Source organism: Bradyrhizobium manausense, assembly GCF_018129685.1.
GTDB lineage: Bacteria > Pseudomonadota > Alphaproteobacteria > Rhizobiales > Xanthobacteraceae > Bradyrhizobium > Bradyrhizobium manausense_D.
In genome coordinates this window covers 91,566-108,182 of sequence record NZ_JAFCLG010000013.1, presented here as the reverse complement: position 1 = coordinate 108,182, position 16,617 = coordinate 91,566, and the positions used below count along the sequence as shown (strand labels likewise).

At 61.8% G+C, this 16,617-nt stretch carries 18 protein-coding genes; all 18 read left to right on the top strand.

The window, feature by feature from the left end; genetic code table 11:
* Positions 1-19: 19 nt before the first annotated feature.
* The gene (locus JQ621_RS25495) at positions 20-517 is read left to right on the top strand and encodes a cupredoxin domain-containing protein (protein ID WP_212238007.1); all 498 of its coding nucleotides are present in this window, start codon (positions 20-22) and stop codon (positions 515-517) included.
* Between the two features lie 25 nt (positions 518-542).
* Positions 543-845, top strand: coding sequence for a copper-binding protein (locus tag JQ621_RS25490; RefSeq protein WP_212238000.1), 303 nt, complete (start codon positions 543-545; stop codon positions 843-845).
* A 76-nt stretch (positions 846-921) separates the two neighbouring features.
* On the top strand, positions 922-1,200 hold the full coding sequence (locus JQ621_RS35585; protein ID WP_249125562.1) for a hypothetical protein: 279 nt from the start codon (positions 922-924) through the stop codon (positions 1,198-1,200).
* A complete protein-coding gene (locus tag JQ621_RS35580; protein ID WP_249125561.1) occupies positions 1,193-1,798 on the top strand; it encodes an FkbM family methyltransferase in 606 nt (201 codons plus the stop codon). Before JQ621_RS35585 ends, JQ621_RS35580 begins: the two co-directional genes overlap by 8 nt.
* Positions 1,799-2,198: 400 nt before the next feature.
* Entirely contained in the window at positions 2,199-2,528 is a 330-nt protein-coding gene (locus JQ621_RS25480; protein ID WP_212237998.1) for a DUF305 domain-containing protein, read from the top strand.
* Between the two features lie 29 nt (positions 2,529-2,557).
* A complete protein-coding gene (locus JQ621_RS25475) occupies positions 2,558-4,483 on the top strand; it encodes a DUF4396 domain-containing protein (RefSeq protein WP_212237996.1) in 1,926 nt (641 codons plus the stop codon).
* 25 nt (positions 4,484-4,508) lie between these two features.
* Positions 4,509-4,838, top strand: coding sequence for a four-helix bundle copper-binding protein (locus JQ621_RS25470; protein ID WP_212237988.1), 330 nt, complete (start codon positions 4,509-4,511; stop codon positions 4,836-4,838).
* A 68-nt stretch (positions 4,839-4,906) separates the two neighbouring features.
* Positions 4,907-5,398, top strand: coding sequence for a DUF305 domain-containing protein (locus tag JQ621_RS25465; RefSeq protein WP_212237980.1), 492 nt, complete (start codon positions 4,907-4,909; stop codon positions 5,396-5,398).
* Positions 5,395-6,618, top strand: a complete 1,224-nt coding sequence (locus JQ621_RS25460; RefSeq protein WP_409334245.1) for an OpgC family protein — start codon at positions 5,395-5,397, stop codon at positions 6,616-6,618. Before JQ621_RS25465 ends, JQ621_RS25460 begins: the two co-directional genes overlap by 4 nt.
* On the top strand, positions 6,615-7,235 hold the full coding sequence (locus JQ621_RS25455) for a c-type cytochrome (RefSeq protein ID WP_212237978.1): 621 nt from the start codon (positions 6,615-6,617) through the stop codon (positions 7,233-7,235). The genes JQ621_RS25460 and JQ621_RS25455 overlap by 4 nt, the downstream gene beginning before the upstream one ends.
* Before the next feature lie 46 nt (positions 7,236-7,281).
* Positions 7,282-7,548, top strand: coding sequence for a PilZ domain-containing protein (locus JQ621_RS25450; RefSeq protein WP_212237976.1), 267 nt, complete (start codon positions 7,282-7,284; stop codon positions 7,546-7,548).
* 111 nt (positions 7,549-7,659) lie between these two features.
* Positions 7,660-8,976: a type II restriction endonuclease gene (locus tag JQ621_RS25445; protein ID WP_212237973.1), complete on the top strand. Its 1,317-nt coding sequence runs from the start codon at positions 7,660-7,662 to the stop codon at positions 8,974-8,976.
* A gap of 295 nt (positions 8,977-9,271) precedes the next feature.
* On the top strand, positions 9,272-9,748 hold the full coding sequence (locus JQ621_RS25440) for a DUF411 domain-containing protein (RefSeq protein WP_212237971.1): 477 nt from the start codon (positions 9,272-9,274) through the stop codon (positions 9,746-9,748).
* Between the two features lie 106 nt (positions 9,749-9,854).
* Positions 9,855-10,211 (top strand): hypothetical protein, encoded by a 357-nt coding sequence (locus JQ621_RS25435; protein ID WP_212237969.1) that lies wholly within the window; start codon positions 9,855-9,857, stop codon positions 10,209-10,211.
* Between the two features lie 98 nt (positions 10,212-10,309).
* Positions 10,310-10,714 carry a FixH family protein gene (locus tag JQ621_RS25430; RefSeq protein ID WP_212237967.1) on the top strand — a complete coding sequence of 135 codons (405 nt, stop codon included), beginning with the start codon at positions 10,310-10,312 and terminating at the stop codon, positions 10,712-10,714.
* 50 nt (positions 10,715-10,764) lie between these two features.
* Positions 10,765-11,955, top strand: a complete 1,191-nt coding sequence (locus JQ621_RS25425) for a TolC family protein (protein ID WP_312015447.1) — start codon at positions 10,765-10,767, stop codon at positions 11,953-11,955.
* On the top strand, positions 11,952-13,388 hold the full coding sequence (locus JQ621_RS25420) for an efflux RND transporter periplasmic adaptor subunit (protein ID WP_212237963.1): 1,437 nt from the start codon (positions 11,952-11,954) through the stop codon (positions 13,386-13,388). The genes JQ621_RS25425 and JQ621_RS25420 overlap by 4 nt, the downstream gene beginning before the upstream one ends.
* The gene (locus JQ621_RS25415) at positions 13,385-16,582 is read left to right on the top strand and encodes an efflux RND transporter permease subunit (protein ID WP_212237961.1); all 3,198 of its coding nucleotides are present in this window, start codon (positions 13,385-13,387) and stop codon (positions 16,580-16,582) included. The genes JQ621_RS25420 and JQ621_RS25415 overlap by 4 nt, the downstream gene beginning before the upstream one ends.
* The last annotated feature ends 35 nt before the right edge of the window (positions 16,583-16,617 follow it).

Sequence of the window (16,617 nt, the reverse complement as noted above, 5' to 3'; positions counted from 1 at the left end):
ATCAGACAGGAGAAGACTAATGAAGACCATCAATCAAGCCGTCGTTTCGGCAATCGCGGGGTTGCTGCTCGCAGGCGGTACCGCCGTTTGGGCGGGCGAGGGTCCGACCGGCCACAGCCACAGCCACGACGAGACGTTCTCCGCCGGCGAGCCCGGCGATGCCAAGAAGCCCGCCCGGATCGTCCAGGTGACCATGGGCGAGATGGACGGGAAGATGATGTTCATGCCCGCAAAACTGGAGATCAAGACGGGCGAGCAGGTCAAGTTCGTGCTCCGCAACAACGGCGAACTCGACCATGAATTCATCCTGGCGACGACCGCCGAGAATCTCAAGCATGCGGAGGCCATGAAGAAGAATCCGGACATGGAGCACGACGACCCGAACGGCAAGCGGCTTGCCCCCAAGAAGACCGACGAGATCGTCTGGAAGTTCAGCAAGCCCGGAGAGTTCGAATATTCGTGCCTAATCCCGGGTCATCGCGAAGCCGGCATGGTCGGCACGATCGTCGTCAAGTGATCCCGACAAAGCCAAGGAAAACATCATGAAGAACAAACTTCCAGCAGCGGTTTTCGCCGTCGTTCTAGCGACAATTTCGACCGCGGCGTTCGCCCAGAACGCAATGGTCAACGGCGAGGTGAAGAAGATCGACGAGACCGCCGGCAAGATCACGTTGAAGCACGGCCCCATCAAGAACCTCGATATGGACGAAGACGGCATGACCATGGTCTTCCGGGTGCAGGACCCGGGGATGCTCAAGCAGGTCAAGGTCGGCGACAAGGTCCAGTTCGAAGCAGAGCGGGCTACCGCCGGCATCACGATCACGAAGATTCAGAAGCGTAAGTAACCCCGGAACGGCCGGTGCCGCCGCGCTGCGTGAGCCGGCGGCACCGGGTCGAGAAGCGGATCTTGGAGGGAAACGCATGGAGGCATCGTTGCGCCAGGCTGACGGAGTTGCGTCCGAACGACCGCTCGCTTTCGATCGCAAGAGCGGAAGGCTGAGCGGCGCCGGCGTGATCGACCGCATTGCGGTGCTGGCCCTTCAGGCCGGATCCGTCATCACGCGACCTTACGGACATCGCGGCTACAGGCACGGTTGCAAGGCGGTCGCGACTGTCGTTGCCGATCGCGACATCATCGTCCGGTTGAACGAGGATGCCGACTTCGCCATCCCGTTCTGCGACGGGGAGCAGAATGCTTAATCCGAGATACGATCATGAAGAGGAGATCGAAGCCTTCTTAAGGTGCGCGGCAGACCTCAGGTACTCCTTCGTCGACTGCGGGGCGAACTTCGGTTACTGGTCCGTGCTGGCGTCCAGCCGGCCTTTCGGCAGGCAGCCCACGCTCGCCATCGAATCGTCTCCGGAAAACGCGAAACGGCTTGGCGCGAACGCGCTCCTGAACGGCGACCGTTTCCGATGGCTCAACGCCGCGGTCGGTGGACAGGCGGCCGGTTTTGTGAGGATCACGGGCGCAAGGCATGAAGCCTTGGAGACCCTCAGGCTGACCGAAAACGAGCCGGACGCCGTACCTGTCGTTTCGCTGGACAGCCTGGTTGCGGGCGGGCTCGTCGATGCATCGCTTCCGGTGGTGGTCAAGCTCGATGTGGAAGGCGTGGAAATCGAAGCGCTGACCGGCGCGGAACGATTGCGTGGTCATCTGCGAGGAGCACGGATCCGACACGACGCATGGCATCACGCGTCACCTCCTCGAAGAGATGTCGCTCAGAGTATTTGTGTTCGATCCCAGGGCGTGCCGGTTCAACCGTCTCGACGGAATCAAGCGGCTGGATTCGATTAAGAGGCATCCGTGGGTCGGCTACAATGTCTTCGCTACCTCCAGCGCATTGTGGGAAGAGCGACTGCTCGCTGCGACGTGGAGGTACCGATGATCGGTTCGAGCCAGCGCGCATCGCCGCCGCAGCACGACAGGCTTAGCAAATACCCAGGCTGTCCGGAGAGTGCTTTTCCGCCCGCCGCGGCGACATGCCGTTGCCTGAAATTGCAGGAGGTCTGCCGCGCACGTCGGCCATGAACCCGGTTTTTTAGAAGATGCTCAGTCCGGCGAGGTCCTGTCGACAGCGCGTGCTCGCGCTTGTGCAAACGCTCGTCGCCAAAGCCGGAAATGTCGTCGCCACATCCGCGGAACAACAATTTGTGCCGGCCGTTTGCGAATGTGTTTTCAAACAATGGAGAATGAGATGACACGGAACATCCTGAAGATTTCGGCCGCGTCTGTCGCGGTGCTGTTTGCGCTATCGATGCCTTCGTACGCCGACGACGCCGGTCCGGCCTACACGAAGTCGATGGAAAAAATGAATGCCGACATGAAGAAGGGAATGGATCCCGACCCTACGAAGGCGTGGGCGAAGATGATGGTCGCTCACCATCAGGGCGCGATCGAGATGTCGCAGACGGTGCTGAAGGAGACCAAAGATCCGATGATCCGCGAAATGGCCGAGAAGGCGGTCAAGGATCAGACGAAAGAGCAGACCATGCTCAAGGACTGGATCGGCAAGCACGGCGGCTGAATTGCCTAACACCTGACCGCGAGGACTCCATGATCGCACTTCCCTACGATTATTTTCTGATCGCATGGTTCGTCCTCGCGGCGGGCTCTACGGCCTACGTCGCGTTCGACCAGTTCAACGGCAATCCCGAGCCGACGGTGATGAAGTGGGGTTTCATCTTGGTCACGCTCTACATGGGCCCGTTCGGATTGCTGCTCTACGTGCTCGCGGACAAGGAGCCCCGTCCAGGGGAGCATGAGCACTTCACGTCGCCGCTCTGGAAGCAGGGTGTCGGAAGCACTATTCATTGCGTTGCGGGGGATGCCACAGGCATCATTCTGGCGGCGACCGTGACGGCACTCCTGGGTCTTCCGATGTGGATCGACCTAATCGTCGAATACATCGCCGGTTTCTCGTTCGGTCTCTTCATTTTCCAGTCCCTCTTCATGAAGAAGATGATGGGCGGCACCTATTGGGAGAACGTCCGCAAGAGCTTCATGCCGGAATTCATCAGCATGAACGCGATGATGGCGGGAATGGCGCCGACGATGAGCCTGCTGATGATGGGCCGCGACATGCGCGCCATGGATCCGCTCGAATTCGTCTTCTGGGGCGTGATGTCTCTTGGCGTCATGGTCGGATTCACGACCGCCTATCCGTTCAACGTCTGGATGGTGAAGAAGAAGATCAAGCACGGCCTGATGACCGAACGGCCGGAGGCGCCCGGCCAACAACACGACATGTCCGGAATGAAGTCCGAAATGGGTCAGATGTCGGATGGGCAGATGAGTCGCATGGAGGGACATGGGGAACAGAAAGCGAAAAAGCCGGGCGAACGCGAAAAGTCCCGTGGCGGGGGCCATCAGATGGGTGGCGACGCGACGACGCCACAGTTGGCGGCGCTCGCCGGCGTGACGTCGTTCCTCCTGATCTCCGGAATGGTGCTGCCGGGGTTTTCCGTCAATCTCGGTCTCAGCGCCCGCGACGTCGACGGCTCCATCATGCCGCCGGGGATGATCAACACCTTCGACCTGCCCGGCGAGGCGATGAAGGACATGGCCGCCGTGAAGCCGCGGCAGGTCGCCTACGTGGCGGCGCCCGACGCGAGGGGCGACAAGGTCCTTGCGCCGCGCATCGAGAACGGGGTCAAGGTCTTCGACATCAAGGCCGAGATCATCCGCTGGAACATCCTCCCGGACGTGGCGGTCGAGGCCTACGCCTATAACCGTCAGGTCCCGGGACCGCGGCTGCAGGTGACGGAGGGAGATCACGTCCGCATCAACTTCCGTAATGCGCTTCCGGAGAGCACCACCGTTCACTGGCACGGACTGATCGTGCCGAACGAGATGGACGGACCGGCCAACGTCACCCAAGACCCCGTGCCACCGGGCGGCTCCTACACCTACGAATTCGACGTGGGCCAGAGCGGCACGTACTTTTACCACAGCCACGATCATCCGGACCGCCAGCAGGCGCTCGGGCTCTACGGGGCGCTGCTGATCACACCGAAGGATCCGTCCGCCGAGGTGAAGGTCGACCTCGATTACACGATCCAGCTACAGGAATGGCTCAAACGCGAATGGCTGACCTATCCGGCGATGCTGATGGAAGGAGCGCTTCCGAACTACTTCACGATCAACGGCAAGGCATACCCCTCGACCGACACGGTCGCCATGAAGGTCGGACAGACCATCAAACTTCGCTTCATCGGCACGAACAACAACTTCGTGCATCCCATGCACGTGCACGGCGGGCCGTTCGAAGTGGTCGCCCTGGACGGCGTGAACCTTAAAGACACCGCGCGATACCAGGCGGATACGGTCAACGTCGGTCCCGGCCAGCGCTACGACGTGGTCTGGACGGCGCGGAAGGCGGGCAAATGGCTGGTGCACTGCCACATCCCGCACCACACGGCCAACAACAACGTGGAGCAGCACGGCGGCGGCGGCCTCATGCTGGTCCTGAATGTGCAATGAGGGCGGGAAAACAAAGGAGAGCGCGATGACGGTGAGTAAGGATACGAAGACGTGCATCGACGAATGTCTGCAGTGCTACCGAACCTGTCTCGGGATGGCCATGACGCATTGCCTGGAGACCGGCGGAAAGCACGTCGAGCCAGAGCACATCAGGCTGATGATGGCTTGCGCCGAGATATGCCGGACTGCCGCCCATTTCATGCTGCTGGGCAGTCCACATCACAAGCATGTCTGCCGCGAATGCGCGGAGATCTGCGCGGAATGCGCCAAGGATTGCGAGCGCGTCGGCGGAATGGACGACTGCGTCGTGGCCTGCAAGAGATGCGCCGAGAGCTGCAAGGCGATGGCGGCCTGAAGCCGGGGGCCGGCGACGAGCCGGCCCTTTCGGCTCCTCAACCTCGCGATGGAAAGGAAATACGAACGATGGCCTATACCCGCTTCGCCGCAATGATCGCGACCTCGACGGTCGTGATGTTCGCTCTGATGTATCTGAACGTCTATGCGCTCGACCACGTGCTCTTCAGCCAGACACGGATGTGGATGGCGCTGGTGATGGGCGCTACCATGGCAGTCATCATGATCGGCTTCATGTGGATGATGTACAAGAACCGGCAGGCGAACATCGGGATCGTACTCGGCAGTGTCGTAGTGTTCGGCGTGGCGCTGTGGCTCGTCCGTAGCCAGCAGACAGTCGGCGACGTCGCCTACATGAGGGCGATGATCCCGCATCACTCGATCGCGATCATGACCAGCGAGCGAGCCCACATCCGCGATCCGCGCGTCCGCAAGCTGGCCGACGGCATCATCGAGGCGCAGGTGAAGGAGATTGCGGAGATGAAGCAGTTGATCTCCGAACTCTCCGCAAATCCTCCGTCGTCGAACGCGCCCGACCTGCCGGCCCGACCGGCGAAATGAACGTTCTCGCGAATTTCCGACCGCCGCATATGACGGGGCCCACGGCGCCGTCTCGCGAAGGGCGCGATCTCCGTCTCGACCTGTTCCGCGGTCTCGCGAACTGGGCGATATTTCTTGACCATATCCCCAACAACGCGGTCGCATGGCTGACGACGAGAAACTACGGTTTCAGCGACGCCGCCGACATCTTCGTCTTCATCTCGGGGTACACGGCCGCGTTCGTGTATGCGAGAAAGTTGATAGTTCAGGGCATCCTTGCCGGTACGGCTCTGCTGATGCGGCGCGTTTGGCAGCTTTATGTTGCCCACGTCCTGCTGTTCGTCTTCTATGCCGCGGCGATCGGCTATGTGGCGCAGCGCTACGGCCATTCGCACCTTCTCGACGAATTCAATGTCGCCGGCCTCATCGAGCAGCCCGTCGCCACGCTTACGCAGGGACTGCTTCTGAAGTTCAAGCCGCTAAACCTGGATGTCCTTCCGCTTTACATCGTTCTCATGGCCGGTTTTCCGCCGCTGCTGATCGTGATGAGGCGGTGGCCGCATGCGGCGTTGGCAGCCTCGACCGCGATCTACCTGGCGGCACGCGTGTTCGGCTGGAATTTCGCGGCATATCCTTCCGGCGGCTGGTACTTCAATCCGTTCGCCTGGCAGCTTTTGTTCACGCTGGGAGCGTGGGCGGCCTTGGGCGGTCGCGCGACTATGATGGTACTGGCTCGGTCCCGGGCCGTCCTCGCTGCGAGCGTCGCTTTCCTTCTCTTCGCGTTGGTCGTGACGCTCGCCGACCGCGTCGGGAGGACGGGTTTTATGCCCGCCGTCGTGCTCGAATGGTTCGTTCCTAACGACAAGACGAACCTCGCGCCCTACCGGGTGCTGCACTTACTCGCCCTCGCCGTCGTCGTGGTCCGTCTCCTTCCGTCCGATTGGAGCGGGCTGCGTTCGGCGGTGCTGCGGCCCGTGATCGCGTGCGGCCAGCGGTCCCTCGAAGTGTTCTGCGTCGGCATCTTTCTGTCGTTCGTCGGGCATTTCGTCCTCGAAATGTACTCGGATGCGCTCTCCGCTCAGATCCTGGTCAGCATGGCCGGCCTGACGCTGATGACCTGCGTCGCGTTGTACCGCGATTGGTCCCGTTCGCTGGACCGGCCGCCGTCCTTCCGAAACGAACCCGGCTCAACGATCGTCGGCGAGAAGCCCCGACAGCCCAAAAAGGTGGACGCTAAATGACAAGACGATTGGGTATGGCGGTCCTTGCTGCCTTGGTCCTCTTCGGGGGAATCCTGTTCTACGTGGGTTACGGGTTCTACGACGTCGGCGCGGACGCGCCGCATTGGGAAATCACCCGAAAGGTGATGGAAACCGTTCGCAACCGCTCCATCGCGGTACGTGCCGGCCGGATCGAGCTACCCGACCTTGAGGACGAACAACTCGTCCTGAAGGGAGCGGGACAGTACGCGGCGATGTGCGTGAATTGCCACCTTGCGCCCGAGCAATCGGATTCGGAAATCCGGCCCGGCCTCTACCCGAAGCCACCCAACCTCTCCGAGCAGCGTTTCGATCCCAAGACCGTGTTCTGGGTCACCAAACATGGGTTGAAAATGAGCGGCATGCCGGCGTGGGGTCTCGGACATGACGATGCGACCATCTGGAGCATCGTCGCATTCGTCACCAAGTTGCCCGGCCTATCCGCCGAGCACTACAAGGACATGGTCGCGAGGGCGCCTCCGGACGAAGAGATGGAGTCCATGGACAAGGGGGACGGCAAGAAGCCGGAAAAAAATGGCAAGAAGGCCGGGGCCGGGATGTCGATGCCAACCGAGCAAAAGGGTGAACACAAACACTGAGCCGACAGCGGCCTATCGTCGGCCGAAGACAGGTGGAGGATGTTGGATGGAAGACGACAACAGGTCTGCGGCGCGTCACAAAGTCCTGAAGGCCGCGACGATCTCCTTCGGGGGAGGGGCCATTAGCTGTACCGTGCGGAACCTTTCGGACAGTGGTGCCTCGCTGGAGGTGGCGTCGCCGATCGGAATTCCAGATTCCGTTGTCCTTGAGCTCGAAGGCGGCGGCCGCCGATGCCGGGTGGTCTGGCGGAAGGAGATGCGGATCGGCGTCCGGTTTGTAAACCGGAAGGACAAGACCGAAGTGTCGTCTTAACTGTGCGGAAAGGGACAAGTCCGGTATATTGGTTGAGCTTGCACGAGAGTTCGGGTACCGGGCGCGAGGCCGAATGGCCTGCCGCCGAAGTTAGAACGGGTGGTTTAGCGAATGGAGCAGGCTTGGGTCGGAGATCTTATACGGCATTGGAGGAATGACGAGGCGGGGACGTACCGGACGTGGTTTCTGTGGGACGCCCGGATAAAAAATTTCCGATCTATCAGGCGCGGACTTCAGGAGGTGATCGCCGAGATCAAGGCTGACACGTTCGGAAACGCCTATCGCGGCTCATCGCTCGAAACGGTGCTGGATTCGATCGCCGAGCAGCGGCAGGTCTTCAAGGGTGCCGACCATGCATTCATGTGGAAACCGAAGCTCCGTATCCCGGACATCTACGAAAATCGGTCTAACCAGGTGGCCTTCGGGAATTTCCTCGATACCTGTCTTTGCTGTAATACCGAGGAACACGTGATCGAAGCGATCCAGAACCTCGACCGGGCGACCATCAAGGGGCTCGGTCCCGCAGCCGCAAATCTGCTGTATTTCCTGCATCCGACGATCGCGCCGCCGTTCAACACCGCCATCGTGAGAGGATACAATGCCCTGTCGGGAGCGGACGTGAAATTGGGCCGTTGGGAGCAATATCTCGCCATGCGCCGGGGAGTGTTGGCGCTGAACTCGCAGCATCGGAATCTGCTTTCCAACGATCTCGGAGCTGCGGCGGCGTTCCTCTTCGAGGTCGGCACCGGACGCTATCCGCTTCCGAACCGCGAAGAAGACGGCTCCCTCGAGCGTTGGAGGTCCGATCTCGATGAGGTCCGCGCGGAGTCCGCAGCGTCTTCGAAAGCGGTGGCAGCAGCCCGTGAGGCGGACCATACCCATACCGAGATCCAAGGGTGGTTGCGGGACTTGGGTTTAGCCCTTGGTTTCCAGGTGTGGATAGCCTCGAACGACGGAGCGCGATCCTACAAGGACGGGCGGCTGGCGGACGGCTGTCTCGACCGCTTGCCTGCGGCCTTGGCCGAGGCCGGCGCTGCGGACGCTATCCGTCTCATCGACGTGCTCTGGATCGAACAAGGCGGCGATGTGGCTGCCGCGTTCGAAGTCGAACACACCACCAGCATCTACTCCGGCATCGTCCGGATGCTCGACCTTGCACTGGGCATCGATGGTGCCGCAGCGCGCAACTTCTTCCTCGTCGCTCCGGACGACCGCGAGGGTGAAGTTAGAGCGCAGTTTGCCAGGCCGGCGTTCTCACGGGTCGCCGAACTCAACCTCCGTTATCTGCCATACAGCGAGCTTCGCAATCACCGCGAAGCAATTGCCCGCTTCGGAAACGGCATCAAGGGAATCCTGGCAATATCCCGGCCGATCAGGCCGATCATGTCGACCGCGCAAGACGCCACCGGCAATGTTTCAGGTTGCTGACTCATGCCGACCGCAAGCTACGAGACTCCGTCCTTGGCAATGCCGGCGGGATTCGGACGCGCGCTTCGATCCGACCTTAAGAGACCAGCCCGCGGCCCGCGACGACGTCACAGCATGGCCATCCTTTGCAGAGCGGTCACCGCCAGCCTCAAATAAAGCAAGCAGCTCGCGGCATGAGGCCGATGGCCGGCCGACTGTTTCCGAGGGCGCAAGGGACGCTGATCACGCGGATTTGGGCCCGCGGTCGCGAAGACCTAGATATGATCCTTGCTGAACGTCAGGGGATGTCCAGAAGATGTACAAATTAAGCACAGTGACTCGGCGAAGTGCGCTCGCGATCTTCGCAGCGGGATTGGTTGCGCGGGGGTATCCCGCCTCTGCGCAGACGCCAGCCATCCTCGTTCACAAGGATCCGAATTGCGGATGCTGCACGGGTTGGGTGCAACACCTCAAGGATGCCGGATTCACCGTCACTGTCGAGGAGACGGCGCAGCTTCCGGCAGTCCGGAAGCGCCTCGGCGTGCCGGGCGACCTTGCAGCGTGCCACACTGCGGAAATCGCGGGATACGTCATCGAGGGTCACGTACCCGCTTTAGCGGTGCGACAATTGCTGGAGAAACGGCCCGCCGCCGTGGGACTGGCGGTTCCGGGCATGCCGGCCGGGTCGCCGGGAATGGAGGGCGGGACGCCCCGGAGATACGACGTGGTCCTTTTCGGAACGTTCGGTCGGCGGTCATTCATGCAGTTTATAGGCTCCGAAATCGCGAGTTGAAGCTTCTACGGTTAACCGATAACCCTCATTTGGCTTGGAAACGCCTCTGGCGAAGATGTGAAGGGATAGTCCTTCCCAAGTTCCCGATCCCGTGGGATGGTGAGCAATGAATCTTCGCCGACTCATCGGTCGTATGCTTGCGATCTTCGTGATCGTAGGGCTCGTCTTTGCGCCACTGGTCTCACCGGCGGCGGCAAAGCGTCTGGCTGCCGCCGAGATGACCGATCTGGCTGCGATGTCGGACGCCATGCCTTGCTGTCCGGACGGCCAAAAGAGCAACAACTGCCGGGATTGTCCGCTTGTCGCGAGGTGCATGCTGACGATCGCGCAGGCCGAGCCATCCCCATCGGACGGTGTCCAAGTTTCCTTTCAAACCAGTCGGCCGCTTTCTCCGCCCGACGACTTGATTGCGGACGGCCTAATCGGTTCCCCTCCGGATCATCCCCCTCGAATCTCGACCTAATCGGCGTCAATACGCCGTCTGCTGCTGCGCGGTCTCAGGGCCGCGCGGTTAACGCACGCCGCCGTTCGCGGCGCATCGGGTCATCGAGGATTTGCAAAATGAAGAAGTATGCCTTCGCGCCTGCCTTCCGGGCGGCGTTGATCGCCGTTTCCTTGGCAAGTTCGGCCACGCTCGCGCGCGCCGACATCAAGGACTACGAATTTCAACTGGTCGATAAGACAGTCAAGAAGGGGGACGCGACCATCTCGGTCCGGTTGGTCCACAAGCCCGACGGCAAGCCGGTTCCCGATGCGGTGATCTTCGCAAAGAGACTGGACATGGCTCCGGACGGCATGGAGACGATGAAGACCTCGATCGAGGCGATGCCGAGTACGGAGCCGGGCGTCTATAAGTTCAAGGCCGCCATAACGATGGAAGGTGGCTGGCAATTGTCCCTGGGCGCCAAGGTTCAGGGCGAAACCGGGACGGTCGAAAGCAAGCTCGTTCTCAAGGCCGCGCCGTGATCCGCGTAGGCCGAGGCGCGCGCTTCGCTGCAATTGGAGCAGCCGCAGCGGTGCTGTGGTTGTCTCCGGCAACGGCCGGCGCTCAATCCTTGCCCGGAGCAACCGTCGAAAGCGTCGTCGTCCTTGCGAAACGCCTCAACCCGACGGTGGCGGCGGCTGCTCTCGAGTTCGATGCAGCGGTTCACAAGATAGGGACGGCGGGAGTGTTGGCCGACCCGACCCTCATTCTCGAAGCATGGGACGTCAACCGGCAAGGCGTAGGACAGCGTCGGATCGGCGTCGATCAGGAGATCAAGCTGTGGGGCAAATATGGCATCGAGCGCTATGTCGCCATGGCTGACGCCGATGCCGCAAAATTCCAGGGCCGTGCGACCGTGACCGAGCTCATCGCGCAGGTTGTTGCCGCGCATGGCGAGTACAACGCCGCGTATGGAGCCATTGGAGTCGCGACCGAAATCAAGCGGCGATACGACGAGACTCTTGGATTGTTGCGTTCGCGATACGGCGCGACGTCGGTCGACCGGCAGGACGTCATCAAGGCCGAGATCGAAGCGGCTACCGCCGACGGCGACGTCGTCCGCCGACAAGGCGAACAGAAGGCAGCGGCGGCCAGGCTGAACGCCCTGATCGGCCGTCCGTCCCTGGCGCCCTTGGCAGCGCCAACCGGCTTTAGAGCTCTCAAGGCGGTCAGCCTCGCGCAGGTTCAGGCGCTCGCGCGCTCTGCCAACCCGATGCTGGCGCTGGCCGGAGCCCAGAGCAATTCCGCGGCGCAAACGAAGTCTCTTACCGATCTAAACTATTATCCCGACGTCACGCTCGGCGCGAAGTACGTGCAGCGGCCCGGCACCGAAGATACCGGCGAGTTTATGCTCGGCGTCAAGCTGCCGCTGCACTACGAAGTCAAGGACGCGGAGCAGCGCGCGGCGGGCGCACGTCTCGGCGCAGCGCAAGCCCGCAGCGAAGCGCTGCGGCTGCGGGTCGACGGACAGATCGCCGACGCATGGTTCAGCGTCGATGCGTTGCGGAAGGTCGTGCAGATCTACGCGTCGCGCCAATTGCCGCCTGCACGATCATCCCTCGACAACGCGCGGAACGGTTTCCAGGCCGGCACGTCCGATATTTCTTCGGTCTTCGAGGCCGAGCGTAGGCTTCGCGCGGTCCAGCTCGACCTGCTGAAGCTCAAGGTAGAACTTCAGACGAAATACGCCGAAATGGAACGTCTGGCCGGAGGTTCGCTATGAGACGACCATTAAGCGCTCTCTTTACCTTGTCCGCAATCCTGGCTGCGGGAGTGCTGGGACTGGCGGTTGGACGGTCGAGCGTTCCGCTCCCCGGGTGGCTTTCGGCCGCGTTGCCCGCAGCGGCAAAGCAGAGTTCCGCTCAGCCTACGGCGAGGGGGCCCATCGTCTACTACCGCGATCCGGACGGCGCGCCGGCCTATTCGCTGACACCGAAGAAGACATCCTCAGGCAAGGACTATTCGGCTGTTCGCACCAGCGAGGACCTGAGCTTCGAGGAAGAGGAGGCTCCTGAAGCCATGACCGCGAAAAGCGGAGAACGCGGGCGGATCAAATTCTATCGTAACCCCATGGGCCTTCCAGACACGTCGCCGACGCCGAAAAAGGATTCGATGGGGATGGATTACCTCCCCGTATATGAGGGCGAACAGGACGACGACTCATCGGTGAAAGTGAGCGCGGGCAAGCTGCAGAAGGCAGGCGTCCAGACCGAGGTCGCGGAGCGCCGCTCCTTAAATACGATGGTCCGCGCACCGGGTACGGTACAGCAGGACGAGCGTCGCGTTTCCGTCATCTCGCTCCGGTTCGAGGGCTTCATCGACACCGTCGACAACGTCACGACCGGCACGCATGTCCGCAAGGGCCAGCCGCTGATGCGCATCTACGGCCCGAACCTCTCCAGCGCCGCCGCCGAATATCTCTCGGCCCTCAATGCCCGCCCGGAGGCCGGAATCAACAACCAAGCCTTGAAAGGGGCTCGCCGCCGACTCGAAAACCTCGGGGCGCCGGATGCGTTCATTGTGGACATCGAGCGGGCTCGCGAGATCCCGGTCTACATGAACTGGCCTGCGCCGCAGGATGGAGAGATCGTGGAGCGGACGGCCGTCAACGGCATGCGCGCAGCACCGGGGGACATCCTGTTCCGCATAGTCGACCGCAATGTCGTCTGGGTGATGGTCGACGTCGCGGAACGGGACTTGGCGCTCATAGAAGTCGGGCAAAAAGTCGTCGTGCGGCCCCGGGCATATCCGGACCGGCCCTTCACAGGAAAGGTCACGGTGATCTATCCGAACCTCAGAGCGGAGACGCGAACAGCGCGGGTCAGAATCGAATTGCCCAATCCGGACGACGTGCTGCGGCCGGACATGTATGCGGACGTGGAGATCGCCACGGGGACGGAAGCACCGGTCGTAACAGTCTCCAGCAGCGCGGTCATCGACAGCGGCGAGCGGCAACTTGTGCTTCTCGACAAGGGCGAAGGGCGCTTCGAACCACGCGCGGTCAAGCTGGGGCGACGCGGCGGCGGCCTGACCGAGATCAAGGAAGGGCTCGCCGAGAACGACAAGGTCGTCTCGTCGGCTAACTTCCTGATCGATGCCGAAAGCAATCTCAAGGCAGCGCTCAAGGGCCTCGACACCGGAGAGAAATCACAATGATCGCGCGGCTCATCGATTGGTCGGCGAGAAACCTGATGCTGGTGATGATCGGCGCGATCTTCGCCGTGGCGGCGGGCGTATATGCCCTGCAGCATTCGGCGCTTGACGCGATTCCCGACCTCTCCGACACCCAGGTCATCGTCTATACCGACTACAAGGGCCAGGCCCCCCAGGTCATCGAGGACCAGGTCACCTATCCGTTGACGACCGCGATGCTGACGGTGCCGAAGTCGAAGGTGGTGCGCGGCTTCTCCTTCTTCGGTGTCTCGTTCGTCTACATCATCTTCGAAGACGGCACCGACATTTACTGGGCTCGTTCGCGTGTGCTGGAATACCTCAACGCCGCTGCGCGCAAATTGCCTGCCGGCGTGACACCGACGTTGGGGCCCGATGCGACGGGCGTCGGCTGGGTCTATCAGTACGCGCTGCAGTCCAAGGATAAATCGCTGGCCGATCTGCGATCGATCCAGGACTGGACCATCCGATACGGAATTTCCAAGGCCGAGGGCGTTGCCGAAGTCGCGAGCGTCGGCGGCTTCGTCAGGCAATACAACATCGTTGTGGATCCGAACCGGTTGAGGTCGCTCGGCATTCCGCTGGCGAAAGTCCGCGATGCCGTCCGGGGCAGCAACATGGATGTCGGCGGCCGTACCGTCGAGCTTTCGGAGTTCGAATTCGTCGTGCGGGGCAGGGGATACGTCAAAAGCGTCTCCGACCTGTCGAGCATCGTGCTCAAGGTCGACAAGGGAACGCCGGTCCTGCTGAAGGACGTGGCGCGGATCGAGCTAGGTCCGGACGAACGCCGGGGCATCACCGAACTCAACGGGGAAGGCGAGGTCGCCAGCGGAATTGCCCTGCAACGCTTCGGCCAGAATGCGCTCGACGTTATCGACAATGTGAAGGCGCGGCTTTCCGACATGGCGTCGGCATTGCCAAAAGGCGTCGAAATCATCCCGGTCTACGACCGCTCGAACCTGATCCACGATGCGATCGAGACGCTGAAGCGGACGCTCACGGAAGAAAGCATCGTCGTTGCTCTCGTCTGCATCGTCTTCCTGCTGCATGTCCGCAGCGCGCTGGTTGCGATTGTCATGTTGCCGGTGGGAATCCTGATGGCGTTCGGCGCGATGAAGGTGCTGGGGATCGGGTCGAACATCATGAGCCTCGGCGGGATCGCCATCGCGATCGGCGCCATGATCGACGGCGCCATCGTCATGATCGAGAACGCTCACAAGCACCTTGAGCGCGCGCCGCCCGACAAGCCGCGCCTCGAAGTCTTGATCGAGGCGGCGAGCGAGGTCGGCCCCGCGCTGTTTTTCAGCTTGCTGATCATCACGGTGTCGTTCCTGCCGATCTTCACGATGGAATCGCAGGAAGGCCGGCTATTCAGCCCGCTTGCCTTTACAAAAACGTTCTCGATGGCCGCCGCCGCCATCCTGTCGATCACGCTGGTTCCCGCGCTCATGGTCCTGTTCGTGCGGGGCAAGATCATTCCGGAGCACAAGAATCCGATCAATCGGTTCCTGATCTGGGTCTATCGGCCGCTGATCCGAGGTGTGCTGAAGGCCAAGACGCTGACGATCTTTCTGGCGCTTGCGGCCTTGGCTGTCAGCCTATGGCCGGCCCGCCAACTCGGAACGGAGTTCATGCCGAGCCTGAACGAAGGCACGCTGATGTACATGCCGACGACGCTGCCGGGCCTGTCGGTCACCAAAGCGGCGGAAATCCTGCAGACGCAGAACAAGGTCATCAAGACCTTTCCGGAGGTCGAGTCCGTCTACGGCAAAGCGGGGCGCGCCGAGACCGCGACCGATCCGGCGCCGACCGAGATGTTCGAGACGATCGTCAACCTTAAGCCCAAGGCGCAATGGCGTGCCAGATTGACTGTCGACGGCCTGATCGCCGAACTGGACAAGGCCCTTCAGTTTCCCGGCGTTTCCAACGCATGGACCATGCCGATCAAGGCCCGCACCGACATGCTCGCGACCGGGATCCGGACGCCGGTCGGCATCAAGGTCCTCGGAAAAGACCTGATTGAAATGGAGAAGCTGGCGCGGCAGATTGAAACCGTCGTGAAGGCCGTGCCTGGCACATCGAGCGCCTACGCGGAGCGGGTCATCGGAGGCTACTATCTCGACGTGGTTCCGGATCGTGAGGCGCTCGCCCGTTACGGTCTGATGGTCAGCGACGTGCAAGACACTGTCTCGTCGGCACTCGGCGGAGAGACGATCACCACCACCGTGGAAGGCCGCGAGCGTTACGGCGTCAACCTCCGCTATCCGCGCGACCTGCGCAGCGACCCGCAATCGATCTCCCGGGATGTCCTGGTCGCGATGCCGAACGGGGGGACGGTCCCGCTTGGCGAGGTCGCGGCGATCAAGCTCACGCGCGGTCCCACGTCGATCCGGACCGAGAACGGCCAGCTTGCGGTCTACATCTTCGTCGACATCCGCGACCGCGATCTCGGCGGCTACGTCGCCGATGCCAAGGCCGCCGTTGCGGCAAGCGTGCAATTCCCGCCGGGAAACTACGTCGTCTGGAGCGGCCAGTTCGAATATCTGGAACGCGCTACCGCCCGCCTGAAGATCGTGGTGCCTGTCACGCTGCTGATCATCTTCCTCCTGCTGTATCTCAACTTCCGCCGGCTGACCGAGACGCTAATCGTGATGCTGTCGCTGCCGTTCGCCCTCGTAGGCGGCCTGTGGCTGATGTGGTGGCTTGGTTTCAACATGTCGGTCGCGGTGGCCGTAGGCTTCATCGCCCTGGCGGGCGTCGCGGCGGAGACCGGCGTCATCATGCTGATCTACCTCGATCAGGCGATGAAGGAACTTCACGCCGAAAGGGCGGCTGACGGTAAGCCCTTCACGCGAGCGGACCTCAACGAGGCGATCATGTTGGGCGCGGTCGAACGGGTGCGACCCAAGATGATGACCGTCGTCGCGATCATGGCCGGCCTTATCCCGATCCTGTGGAGCACCGGCACCGGCTCGGAAGTCATGCAGCGCATCGCCGTGCCGATGATCGGCGGCATGATCTCATCGACCGTCCTGACGCTCATCGTGATCCCCGCGGTTTACGCACTGATCAAGGGATTTCGGTTGCCCCGCGAACCGCGCTCGGCCGTCCCAAAGAACGGGAATAGCCAAGAGCGGACGACGTCAAACGATTTCGACCGCTCGCAAGCAGCAGAATGACGAAGCGCCTTCGTTCCTCGGCGTCAAGATGATGT